At 52.1% G+C, this 12,106-nt stretch carries 9 protein-coding genes and 1 pseudogene; 6 read left to right on the forward strand and 4 right to left on the reverse strand.

The features are described 5' to 3' along the window. Positions 1-281 (reverse strand): hypothetical protein (locus HU729_RS25795; protein WP_238348326.1); only part of this gene is annotated, 281 nt, incomplete at its 3' end. A 5-nt stretch (positions 282-286) separates the two neighbouring features. Beyond that, entirely contained in the window at positions 287-532 is a 246-nt protein-coding gene (locus HU729_RS07240) for a hypothetical protein (protein ID WP_186709345.1), read from the reverse strand. Positions 533-1,105: 573 nt separating this feature from the next. On the opposite strand from HU729_RS07240, the gene HU729_RS07245 reads away from it, so the two are divergent. Both HU729_RS07245 and HU729_RS07250 read left to right on the forward strand, forming a co-directional pair. After that, entirely contained in the window at positions 1,106-1,333 is a 228-nt protein-coding gene (locus HU729_RS07245) for a hypothetical protein (protein WP_079743374.1), read from the forward strand. Between the two features lie 292 nt (positions 1,334-1,625). Continuing rightward, complete coding sequence (locus HU729_RS07250; protein ID WP_186709354.1) at positions 1,626-3,881, forward strand: DotA/TraY family protein; 2,256 nt, start codon at positions 1,626-1,628, stop codon at positions 3,879-3,881. Here HU729_RS07250 and HU729_RS07255 read toward each other — a convergent pair whose 3' ends face one another. Next, complete coding sequence (locus tag HU729_RS07255) at positions 3,882-4,217, reverse strand: hypothetical protein (RefSeq protein ID WP_186709356.1); 336 nt, start codon at positions 4,215-4,217, stop codon at positions 3,882-3,884. Between the two features lie 1,516 nt (positions 4,218-5,733). Between HU729_RS07255 and HU729_RS07260 the strand changes: the two genes are divergently transcribed. From HU729_RS07260 to HU729_RS07275, 4 genes and pseudogenes are all read left to right on the forward strand, one after another. Next, entirely contained in the window at positions 5,734-6,723 is a 990-nt protein-coding gene (locus HU729_RS07260) for an AAA family ATPase (RefSeq protein WP_081263167.1), read from the forward strand. Positions 6,724-6,744: 21 nt separating this feature from the next. Then, the gene (locus HU729_RS07265; RefSeq protein WP_186709357.1) at positions 6,745-9,276 is read left to right on the forward strand and encodes a S8 family peptidase; all 2,532 of its coding nucleotides are present in this window, start codon (positions 6,745-6,747) and stop codon (positions 9,274-9,276) included. 728 nt (positions 9,277-10,004) lie between these two features. After that, a complete protein-coding gene (locus HU729_RS07270) occupies positions 10,005-11,126 on the forward strand; it encodes a Fic family protein (RefSeq protein WP_186709358.1) in 1,122 nt (373 codons plus the stop codon). Positions 11,127-11,302: 176 nt separating this feature from the next. Beyond that, positions 11,303-11,380, forward strand: a pseudogene (locus HU729_RS07275) (nuclease-related domain-containing protein); the annotation flags it as partial. Between the two features lie 84 nt (positions 11,381-11,464). Here the strand turns inward: HU729_RS07275 and HU729_RS07280 are convergent. After that, complete coding sequence (locus HU729_RS07280; protein ID WP_186709359.1) at positions 11,465-12,025, reverse strand: TetR/AcrR family transcriptional regulator; 561 nt, start codon at positions 12,023-12,025, stop codon at positions 11,465-11,467. Between the last annotated feature and the right edge of the window lie 81 nt (positions 12,026-12,106).

Raw genomic sequence — 12,106 nt, forward strand, 5'->3', positions numbered from 1 at the left:
GGCGAAAGCACAAAAAAGATTTTCAATGAGTCCCAACGTGGTGAGCGTACGAGCTCTGTCAACTCTATACGTCTTTGCTCGGTCAGCGCGGTACCATAACGCCTCAAACGATCCAGGGTATACAGGGCTCGACGCAATTCTATATCTTGGAGGCCATTAACGACCTTTAGAACCAGAGGCATAGGATCAGGGTGGTACCAAAGATTCAAAGCAGTCTCAACCAATACTTCAGGATTGGCGTGATGAAGCTCCCCCTGGACTAACCTCTTCAGCGGATGCATCAGCCTTACTCCTCGTCAGCAGCCACAACGAGGTTTTCTAAAAACAATTGGAATGCCTGCTCTGTCACTTTGTTAGCAGCCGCCAGTTTGTATGCATCTACAACAGCATCCAGCGCTGGCTGCAACATACCAGTGAATTTTTCTAACAGCATCTCACCATTGAGGGTATCAAGCTCTGGTGCGACTTCTGTTAGTAAATCATGCGTGAGGTTTTGAGGAAAAAGCTGACGTGGTAGGATATTGGAAGCCATTAGGATCTCCTGTCGATCTTTTTGGTCAGACGCTGGATAGGGCTGCAACCCCATCCAGCGTCGTCACTTTATCTCCACCCGCTAATTTTAGTCCAGCCCTCCGGTCTGTCTGTTTGTTTTTTCTTTAAGACATACAAACAGAGGAAACTATATTTTTTCATAACTCATTGAATTTAAAGGACTTTACCAATCTAAGGTGAAAGCTTATGGGGCCTAAGGTGAAAGGATATGAGGCGAAAGGTGAAGAGATATGGGGCGACAACTTTAATAGGTGAACATTTATGGGGAGCAAAGGTGAAAACATATGGGGTTAAAAGTGAAAGCTTATGGGGCGAAGGTGAAAACTTATGGGGAGGACCATTCTTAGATCTTTTTTTCATATAAGCGTATAGGGCCGCTAACCCCGAGTAATCAAAAGCGCTAAACAATAACAAATAACAACAAAAAATACGCAACAATACGCCAAAATAACAAATTAGCGGTACAAGACATAACGCCACGTTAGTTGACCACATATGAGCCGCCGAATTTAAATAGGCCACAACACTTACCCCCAAGTTGTGGAGCGTTCCGATGAAAAGTCGATTCGAAGAAGCCCTAGTCGAAAAATTTGGACTTTTGATGTCTCCTGCCCAACTCGCAGAGCTTTTAGGCAAGTCTCCAGAAGCTCTTCGCGTTCATCTCACCCGTTACAAAAACGATAATTTTTATCGAAGCCTCAATGGTACCTCTGTAAAAGTTGGTCGCCGTGTTTACTACAGAACCCCAGAAGTTGCGGAGATCCTCGCATGCCCGGCCTAATAAGCTGGCTTGGCTCACCGGGCTTTAGCCGTCTAACGCACAGAATTTTTTACCTTCTTTTACTCCTCACCAACCTAGCAGTTCCCTTCGGGCAACATCGTGCTTGGGGTGGACTCCCAGGCTGGTGGTTGTTCCCCTCAACAGCCGTCCTGGCCCTTTATGCCGTGCAACAGTATTTGTCCGGCGGGGGTCAGTTTTATGCGCTCGCCGGCATCCCGTATGCGTTGCTGTATGTGTTTGACGCTAGTGCCACGCATCTAGTTTTACCGCCGGCACAGCGGGGTACGGCCAGATGAAAAAATCGCTGCTGCTTTGCCTACTTCTGGCCGCTCTCTTCGGAGGCACAGCTCACGCTAACTCCTCAGGCGGACTGAACCAGTTCACCCCACCGCCAGGTGATACATCTGTGGACTTCCTGGAGGAAGTCTTCGGCTCGATCGTCGGCACCATTCACTCCGGTGGAAACGTGGAGGGTGGCGAAACCGAAGACGTGCTTGGAAGCATGATGTCGGTGTTCGGCGGAGCAGTGATGTTCCTGGGAATGCTCTTCATCGCCTACACCACGATCAAAGGCACCGTGGACTCCGCCCAGGATGGTGAGGTCCTAGGCCGGAAGATGAGCGACATCTGGATTCCCCTCCGCACCGCTGCGGGCGGCGCATTGCTGCTGCCGCTCGGGCATGGTTACTCACTGATCCAGATCATGGTGCTCTGGCTTGCGATACAGGGCGTGGGTGTGGGAGACGCAATCTGGAGCCAGGCGGTCGACCAAATCGGCAAGGACGGCATGCTTTCCCGACCGCTCATTCCAGACTCCCGGCCGCTGGCCGCCAACATCCTGAAGTTCGAAGTTTGCACCGCGGCGATGAACAAGCAGTTCGAGGCCTCTGGTCGGTCGACACGCATCCAAGCTGTCGCATCCACCCGCAAGGTCGTCAACACCGGTGAGATTGACGTTGACATTACCGATGCCATACCGGTCTATGGCGGCATCAATATGGTTCAGAAGTACAACAAAGCGAGCTATACCGTCACCGACTACAAGTGGAAGGCGAACGATAACTCCTACATGAACCCCGATGTCTGCGGTGCCCTGACCTGGAAGCAATCCTGGGAGGCCTCGGAAGGCAACAGCAACACCAAGGTCATCAAAGAACCAATTCTCGCCGCCCACGCCAAAGCCATTCAGCAGATGATCCAGGACATCCGGCCGACTGCGCAGCAAATCGTAGCTGGACAGAAACCGGCCCCTGGCGTGATAGACGCCGCAGCGAACACCTATGAGAACTCGCTTCGCGCCGCCGCCAAGACAGCCGTAATGCAGACCAGTGATCGGGCGGCAGCTGATTTCCTCAAAGCCGCCAAGGACGGTGGCTGGTTGTTCGCCGGCACCTGGTACAACCACATCGTCAAAATGAACGATGTGATGCAATCGACGTTGAACGGCCTACCGGCAGCCGACCCCATTGCCATCGTCGACAAGGAGACCAAGGAGACACTCCAGACCTATGCCGACGTGATGCTCACCGCCGACGAATATGCCAAGCACCGCGTCGACTCGGTGCGCAACACCTACTATGCCGAGACCAACGTGCGTGAGCCCCGCGATGGCGAAGGGGCATGGGAATACGTCAAAAAGATGATTTCCGCCCCGTTCATGGGTGCGATCAACCAGATGACGCAGAGCATCGCCGGCTCCAACCTCAACCACATGAGCCAGATGAAAAGCTTCGGCGATGTCATCGTGACTACCGGCGAGGTGATGCTCGCGGCCATGACCAGCGCCACCGGCGTCGCGAACTCCTGGGCAGCACAGGCCACAGTGAAGGTCGGTTTCGACGCAGGAGCGGTATTCCAGTTTCTCTCAACCCTGATCACCACGCTGTTGATTTTGCTGTTCGCTTTCGGCGTGACGCTCAGCACCTACGTCCCAATGATCCCTTTCATCACCTGGGTAACCTCGATCGTGAACTGGTTCGTTCTTGTCCTGGAGTCGGTTATTGCGGCCCCGCTGTTCGCTGTGGCCCACATCCACCCGGACGGAGACGATGCTGTTGGCCGAGCTGGCCAGGGGTACATGATGATCCTGTCACTGGTGATGCGCCCGGCACTGATGCTGTTCGGCCTCATCGGCGGGATGCTGCTAACCCAGCCAATCGTTGGCTACATCAATGCAGCCTTCATGTCAGTTGTCTCGGGGATCCAGGCCGACAGCATGACGGGCATCGTCAGCTTTATCGCTTACGTGGCCATCTATGTGGTGATGATGACGACGGTTGTCCATATCGTTTTCAGCCTGATTCACTGGGTTCCGGACAACATCCTGCGATGGATCGGTAACGGATCTACTGGTGGTATCGCCGACGCAGAGCGCACGGGTGACAGCGGCCAGGATGTGTTTGTCGCCGGCGTCAGGGAAACGAAGCACGGGGCCGCGGGTGGTCTGGGTGGCGGGGCAAAACACTCCAAGGGGCCAGATAACTCTACTCCTAGCCGAAGCATGCCAGACAACAGCACACTGCTGGGTGGGCCGCCTCCTGGAGGTTAATTACCTCTGGAGGCGTGAACTTTGCCCCTCATATTCGCGGTCTTCAAGATATCTATCAAAGGCCTTCTGACGAAGCGAATCTCTGTTTTCCTTTGCCAGCAGTGGAGAGTTAGGAGATGTCTTTCTTAACTCCTCCAGCAACAGAAGCAAAACATAGTTATTCGCCTCAAAGTGGCCTTGCATGATTTCGATACGCTCATTCAAAGCGTTTACCTGATGTTTCAGGTTCTCTGAGTGCAAGCGCCACTCATCAATCACAGTTTCGTATGACGCTTGGGTTGCGCGAGAGTGAGCGTAACCAGCAGACAAGCCAACTTGATATCCGGAGGATGACATTGAAAGTCTCCATACATAGGCGATGAGAGTATTCAAGCAAACTTGTTTAAGCTGTACAAGGATCAGACAAAGAAAAAGTCACATGTGACCTAAAAATTGATGAGTCATGCGTGACCTAAAAAGAATAGGTCGTAAGTGACCTAAAAAGAAATCACATTCACGCAGCTGCGTGAATGTGGGCACCGGTCGCCGGAACGGCGATTCGCGTAGCGAAAGGTGCCCTGTCAGGTAAACAGCTCAACGAAGTTAGGTCACAGAAAAAGGCGCAATGATGACCCAGGAAGAGATTTTTGAGCTCGTAAAAGAAGGTCGCCAACGACTAAAAGACCTGCCGCCCAGGAAGCTATCTAAGTCGACTGAAGAACACTATGTACGCGAGTACAACAGGTTAGTTGGCGACGAAGGGGCTGACCCCGAAAAGCTATGGTCAGCAATCTGCAGGACTAGAAGTAAGTCGACCTACCGAAGGCGAGTGGCTGCGGTAATGCATTGCTGTAGAACTCAGCTTCGAGAAGCGTTACGCAGTCAAGATGCAGCTCAACGTATAAAGGATGTGAGCTCCTTATCGGCTCATGCCTCTACGATTGACGGAATAATATTAATGCTGACTCTCATTGAAAAACATCGAGGCATGGTTCCTTTGGATTCAACTGAAAGACGGAAGTCAAAGAGATCTGACTTGAGAAAGCTACCGAGCAACTGGAGAGAGCAACTATATGGGCAGTTCAATAATAGCAAGTATAAATTGGCTTATTTGGTTGAGGCCGTATCTGGATGCCGACCTGGCGAGCTTGAGAAAGGAGTAAAAATTATTTGTACGCGAGACGGATTGCTGACGATCAGAATAGATAGCGGTATCAAAGTGACTGAGGAGAAAGGGCAACCTTGGCGAGAAATCAGTTATCGTGTGGACCAAGAAGAATCGCATTCGTTGATTAGGACACTATTTGAAGCCTGTGGGCACCATGGGGATGCTGCGGGTACAACCGAGACGATTGTTCGCATTGAGAAGAGCACCAACTGGCGTGCAGCATTGTCGTCGGCTGGTCATAAGCTCTGGCCATGGCTCGCATTCCGGATCTGTCCCTATCACCTCCGAAATGCCGCTGCCAGCGACTATAAGCGATCTGGCATCAGTAAAGAGGAGGTATCGGCAGCCTTAGGTCATTGCGTGGACAAGACCGCCAGCATCTATGGACAGTTTCAAATTGGGGCCAGCGGAGGGACGGCGCCTGAGTCGATCCGTTCAGCTAGGAAGGTTCAGAGTACCCGCAGCCCCCTTCCAGGACCAGCGGCCCATTCCCAAGCAAAGCGAAGGTCCTAGCCCACCGGCAGGCCTCGCAAGGGTCAAAGCCTCAAGTCGACAGCAGTCCTAGGCTCCCACTGCCACCACCGATCCTGAAAGCGTTTTGCTACCCTCCGTAAGGAGGCATACTATTCAAGAAATCGAGCAAATGCGATGGGCTCAGCTGGATTGGATCCACGCACCTGATCCATCGCCACTCTGGAATAAATCATGGCAACGGCCGAACAAATCAAAGCTCTCTTAAGGAGCCATATAGAACGCGATGAAAATCGCTTCTACTCAATTGCGCTACAAGTAGCAGCAAAAGAGGCCCGTATTGGCCATACAAAACTCGCAGGAGACATAAAAAACCTCGTAGAGAAGGCTCAACGGCAGAATGCGGAACCGCAAAAGGGAACGGTCCGATCAATATCGGCAAGCCCGATCAATAGGTCTCCGCAAGAACTGAACGGGCTTTTAGAACTTTCTCATCCTGCAGCACGGATGGCCGAGTTAATTTTATCAAGCGAGACGCAAAGCCGCATTGATAGAATTGTTATTGAACAAAGACAAAAAGATAAGCTCTCTCAATTTGGCTTATCCCCCAGAAGAAAAATTCTATTTACCGGGCCTCCGGGCACCGGAAAAACTCTTACAGCATCAATATTGGCGGCGGAGCTAAAGCTCCCCTTGTACACTATTGTACTTGACTCACTAATAACTCGATTTATGGGTGAAACAGCATCAAAGCTTAGACTAATATTTGATCAAATAAGACAAACTCGCGCGATTTATTTTTTCGACGAATTTGACGCAATCGGCACACAGCGCGGCTCCCCAAATGATGTTGGAGAAATACGCCGAGTTCTAAACTCATTCCTATTATTTGTTGAACAAGACACTTCTGAAAGCATAATAATTGCAGCAACAAACCATCCGGAGCTTCTGGACAAGGCGTTATACCGGCGCTTTGACGATATAATACCATTCGAAAAACCTGACAAAGAAAATATTAGAAAAATAATAAAAAATCGGCTAAGCCAATTTAAACTAACCAATATAAAGTGGGAAGCCGTTTTGAGCAAGGCTGACAACCTTAGCTCTGCCGAAATAGCTAGGGCATGTGAGGACGCTGCTAAAGAGGCTGTACTTCACAACGATTCCATTCTAACTACAAAACTATTGAGCGACGCCATTTCATATAGGCAAATTCACAATTAATACCGGGGAGTAAAGTTTTATATGCGCGAAGGACTGCCTCATATTGTTGTTTCTGGGTTCAATGCAAAGGGGCCATTTAAACCCAAAGGGCGCGGAAGAAATCCTCTAGTACCAGTCCAGGACAGGACTGCACATGGGGCCTTCATCCAAAATGCGTATAGAGAAGCTATCGACCAAGGAATTCTTCGCAAGGAAGCCGAAGTCCCTCTCACAGAGGACACAGGTATATATTTAAAAATCAAAGGCGTTCCAAATTGCCAGCTCCAGCTAGACAGCTTAGACACTAAAAAAAGCTATCGCTTGCAAAGCTGGCATATGGAAGGAGATAGCGAAGTTGCTGTTATATTTGTCCCCGACAACAAAAGAAATGACCTAGCAGGGAAAATTGAAGCATATCTAAACCCTGCGAAAGACGTGATCAACGAAAAAGACAACACGTCAAACCCAAAAAATCGTCGACTCATAGACAGTATTCAAGAAATTCGCCTTGCTGATTTAAGCTCTTTTTGGACCGACAAACCACACCTTTTCCCAGCAAACTCGACCGAAGTTATATGGTGGGAAGTCTGGCTAAACTGGAAAGATAATCAGGGCAGCCCCCTGGCTCTTGCGAGAGATATCGGCGAGAGGCTCGGCGCAGAGATCTCTAGTAGCTACTTAACTTTCTTTAAGTCAGCAGTCTTCCTGATTAAGTGCACTGCGGAACAGCTTGCCAGGGTTCCAGAGCTTATCGGCAACCTCTCAGAGCTTCGTCGGGCTCAAGCTTCACCTAACCTATCTATAACTCTTTCCCCCACCGACCAGCAAGATCTCGCTACGGATCTTCAGGGAAGAGTTACGCTCAACCGCAATTCTACTGCCTCTATTTGCGTTCTTGACACCGGAGTAAACTATAACAACCCACTACTTTCTGTAGTGTGCAGCGCGAGGAACTCCGAGTGCTGGAATGCGACATGGCCACATTTCGACAATTACGCACCGGCGTCCCCATACAACGATCATGGTTCAAAGCAAGCCGGCGTAATATTATATGGGCAGCATCTGCAGGAACTTCTTTTCTCTAACACTCCAGTAGAGTGCACTTACCACATAGAGTCCGCAAGAATATTCCCTCCAACAGGCAGAAATGATCCCCAGCTTTATGGCGCAGTCACTGTTGACACCGCAAACAAAATTGAGATCCAGAATCCCAATTGGAATAGAGCATACTCCCTCGCAGTTACTGCTGTACCATCAGGCCCTACTGGTCAACCCTCCTCTTGGTCTGCGGAAATTGATTATTACTGCTCCGGCTATTTAGATGACAAACAACGGCTGTTCATCATCTCTGCTGGAAACAACTCCGCGCTACGCCCTGATCTAGACTACTGGGACCAAGTCAATAACGCAGAAATTGAAGATCCAGCCCAAGCTTGGAACTCAATTACCGTCGGTGCGTCTACGTTCTTAACTGAAGTGGATGACCCAACCTTCGGTGGATGGTCTCCATTTGCGCACCCCGGAGACGTAGCGCCGTCATCGAGATCGTCAGTTAGTTGGGAGTGGCGGAGACAAGCCCCTTACAAACCAGAAGTCGTGGCGGAGGGAGGAAACCGGCTCCTGTCGCCCGACCAGACTGAAGTTAGTGACGCTGATTGTGTCTCCATACTTACAACTTCCGGCCGTACTGCTGGATTAGTATTAGAAACAACGAGAGATACGAGCTCGGCCTGCGCAGTAGTATCTAAAGAGGCAGGCCTTCTACTTGCGGAGTATCCTAATTACTGGCCCGAGACAATACGTGGCCTTCTTGTACATTCTGCCTCATGGACTGACAGAATGTATGAGCGATATGGTTTGCTGCTGAAGTCGCACACGAGGGGCAACGCTAAAGAGATAATGCTTCGCACTGTAGGCTACGGAATAATTGATACTCAAAAAGCTCGCCACAGCGCAGACAACCTACTAACACTCATATCACAAGAGACTATAAAGCCATTCATCAAAGAGCGCGGCAAAGAAAACAGCGCCACAGATGCAAAATTGAATGAAATGGTTCTTTATGAGCTTCCTTGGCCAGAAGAAGTGCTGCAGTCTCTGGGACACCAAAATGTAAAATTAAAGGTTACTCTATCTTACTATATAGAGCCGAACCCTGGCCGCAAGGGGTACCGCAGCAGATATACCTACCAGTCGCATGGCCTTCGCTTTGAAGTTATAAGACCGGATCAAAGCCTTCAAAACTTTAAGAACTTCATCAACGGTTTGGCCAGTCAAGATGACGAAGAGTATGATGGCCCAGAGGGAGATAATTCCGGTTGGTTCTTCGGCCCTGCGCTTAGGAAGCGAGGTTCAGTACACACTGACACGTGGACTGGGGATGCTGCGCAGCTGGCGAGTATGAATTACATCGCCGTATACCCTGTAGGGGGATGGTGGAAGCATAAAACCTCGGATAATTACTGGAAAAAAACCGCTAGGTTTAGCTTGATCGTCACGATCGAAACTCCTGAAGTAGAGGTTGACATATACACGCCTGTACAAAATATTGTCGAACTGCAAATTGAGGTGTAAAAAATAGAAAACCCGAGACCAAGGCAGCTCTGCTGCCGCAGCCGGTCGAGGGTTGGAGCACCGAACCTGAGCCGAACCACGATAACACCGCACTTAAGCCTGCACGTGTACCTCCTCTGGAGGTACACTAGAGGTACATCACGAATGTCCTCAACTGTAACCTACCGTTCGCTAACGTACTGATTGCCTTGTAATTTCACGTACTGTACCGTTTCCTCGTGTAACCCAATGAAACCTAGCGTAGCGGTGTCATTGGCGAACTCATAATCCTTTGGTCCACGGTTCGAGTCCGTGTGGGCCCACCATACTCAAAGCCGCGCACTGCGCGGCTTTGCGCGCTCTTGAGCGCGCTCTCGCCTTCCATAGCTGCTTGATGAACGTACACTTTTCGTCCACTACTCATTGCGATCAGCTTAGAACAGCCATCGGTAACCGAACCTACAACCGGAAACCGACGCAGATGCAGAGCTATGCCTGGAAGCTTGTAGCCCTTGAGCTACAAGACAGCTTGGACTGTGCCATTTTGTAGCCCAAGAGCTACAAATGACCTCTTTCAACGATGTTTCTGAAACGCTGAACAAGCGTGCGCGCAACACCCCTGATCAGACGCGCTCATCAACCTAGCAAGCCCGGCTTGAGAATTAGACAGTGAGCCGAATAAGCGGCATTATCGGCTCACTGCATGAGCCGGATAGGCTCGTTAATCGGCTCACAGATGAACAACCCTTATGAATGACCCGCTCTGGATCTGGCAGCAGCCCGACTGGCCTCACTTCAGTTGGCAAGGCGAAGCGCTCGCCCCGCTGTTGCGAGCCTGCAGCCAGGCTCAGGGTCGTTTGTTGGGAATGCTCGGTGCGGTGGGCAGTGACACCGAAGTGCAGAGCAGCCTGGATGCCATGCTGCAGAACATCGTCACCTCCTCAGCCATCGAAGGTGAGCAACTTAATGTCGGTTCGGTGCGTTCATCACTGGCGCGGCGCTTGGGGCTGAGCGAAGAGGGTCGCACCACCTCACGTTCCGAAGGCCTGGCGGAACTGCTGCTCGATGCAACCAGCCTGCATCAACAACCGCTAGAGGAACAGCGACTCTTCACCTGGCACCGTTGGCTATTCGCCACCGATGACGAACTACTGGCTCGACCGCTACACATCGGCACACTGCGCGGGGAAGAGCCGATGCAGGTCGTTTCCGGTCGCATAGACCGCCCTACGGTACATTTCGAGGCCCCTCCCCGCGCAGGGCTGGAAGCGCAATTGACGGACTTTCTCGGCTGGTTCGAGAGCAGCCGAAGCGATGCCAGCCTTGACCCCTTTCTGCGTGCTGGCATCGCCCATTTCTGGTTCGTGACCCTACACCCTTTCGACGACGGCAATGGTCGCCTCACCCGCGCCATCACCGATCTGGCGCTGGCCCAAGGCGAACAGCAAGCCATTCGATTTTACGCGATGTCCGCGAGCATCCTCGACGACCGCGCCGGTTACTACCGCATCCTCGAAGTCAGTCAGAAAGGTGGGCTAGATATCACCAGTTGGCTGCAGTGGTTTCTCGCAACCTTACTCAACAGCCTGGAACAGGCCCTCGCTCGCATCGACCGTGTACTGGTCAAGGCGCGCTTTTGGCAGGCACACCGCAGCCAAACGCTATCGGCAGAGCAGATCAAAGTTCTGAACCGCCTGCTCGATGGTGGCGAAAAGGGTTTCGAGAACGGTATCAGCGCGGGACAATACCAAGCCGTGGCCAAAGTCTCCAAAGCCACCGCGACCCGTCATCTGAGCGACCTGCGAGAGAAAGGTTGCATCGAACGGCTACCCGGTGGTGGACGTAGCACCCGTTACCAGATAGCACGCTGAGAACCTGAGCCGATCCCATCGCACCATAGGACTATGGTCGCGATCCCCTTGAGCCATTGAAAGCAATTAACCACTATCCAGATCTGTGCCAGACATCAGGTTTTCGGCACATCTGCTCGCCCTGCCACGGGCGCTCGTCAAGCAGCTCGGCTCAAGGAAGAAAATGGATCACAGCCCTCTCGCCTTACGGCATTTTCGTGCTGGAAACGAAGAACATGACCGGCTGGATCTTCGGCAGCGAGAAACAGGCGCAGTGTGGGCCCACCAGATACGACAAAGCCGCGCATCAGCGCGGCTTTTTTGCGTTTGGTGGGACGGCCACGTCAGGCAAACAACCCTCAGCCGCCAATCCCCTCCAGCGTCACCTCCACCAACGCCTCCACATACGCCGCTTCCAGCGGCTCACCGGAAAACAGAATCCGGTACACCAGCGGTGCCATCAGTCTATCGACCACGCGATCATTGCTCGGAACCGGCTCACCGCGTGCCACTGCGCGTTCGAGAATCGCACCAAACTGCGCCGTGGCAATTTCCAGGCAGCGCCCGGAGCAGCCGCCACCAGCTGCCAGCAGGTCGAGCACCGCGGCGCGGCCGGGCACCGATGATGTCTCTTCCATGTACTGGATGCCCCAGGCGAGCAGGTCTCCGGGCAGGCTGCCGGTGTCGACCGGGCCGCTGTCCGGACGGATGCGCTGCAGCGCAACGTCTCCCAGCAGTTCGTTGAGGTCGCCCCAGCGCCGGTAGATGGTCGAAGGCGTCACACCCGCGCGGGCAGCGATCAGCGGCACGGTCAGTTCGCCACGCTCGCGCTCCTCCAGCAACTGGTTGACCGCATTGTGGACCGAGGCCTGAACCCTCGCACTACGCCCGCCTGGACGCACGCCCTGATTGATCGCCATATGCACCTTAACGCAAAGAATTTGCTTTTATCTCGAAACAGGTTCATCGTCTGCAAAAGCTAACTCTTAGCCTTTGCGAGA

Origin of the sequence: Pseudomonas sp. RW10S2, from assembly GCF_014268985.1 — a bacterium.
GTDB classification, from domain to species: domain Bacteria; phylum Pseudomonadota; class Gammaproteobacteria; order Pseudomonadales; family Pseudomonadaceae; genus Aquipseudomonas; species Aquipseudomonas wayambapalatensis.

Excerpts from the sequence above, each read along its gene's own strand:
- HU729_RS07240 (WP_186709345.1), bottom strand. The coding sequence starts at position 532 with ATGGCTTCCAATATCCTACCACGTCAGCTTTTTCCTCAAAACCTCACG.
- HU729_RS07245 (WP_079743374.1), top strand. The coding sequence starts at position 1,106 with ATGAAAAGTCGATTCGAAGAAGCCCTAGTCGAAAAATTTGGACTTTTG.
- HU729_RS07250 (WP_186709354.1), top strand. The coding sequence starts at position 1,626 with ATGAAAAAATCGCTGCTGCTTTGCCTACTTCTGGCCGCTCTCTTCGGA.
- HU729_RS07255 (WP_186709356.1), bottom strand. The coding sequence starts at position 4,217 with ATGTCATCCTCCGGATATCAAGTTGGCTTGTCTGCTGGTTACGCTCAC.
- HU729_RS07260 (WP_081263167.1), top strand. The coding sequence starts at position 5,734 with ATGGCAACGGCCGAACAAATCAAAGCTCTCTTAAGGAGCCATATAGAA.
- HU729_RS07265 (WP_186709357.1), top strand. The coding sequence starts at position 6,745 with ATGCGCGAAGGACTGCCTCATATTGTTGTTTCTGGGTTCAATGCAAAG.
- HU729_RS07270 (WP_186709358.1), top strand. The coding sequence starts at position 10,005 with ATGAATGACCCGCTCTGGATCTGGCAGCAGCCCGACTGGCCTCACTTC.
- HU729_RS07280 (WP_186709359.1), bottom strand. The coding sequence starts at position 12,025 with ATGGCGATCAATCAGGGCGTGCGTCCAGGCGGGCGTAGTGCGAGGGTT.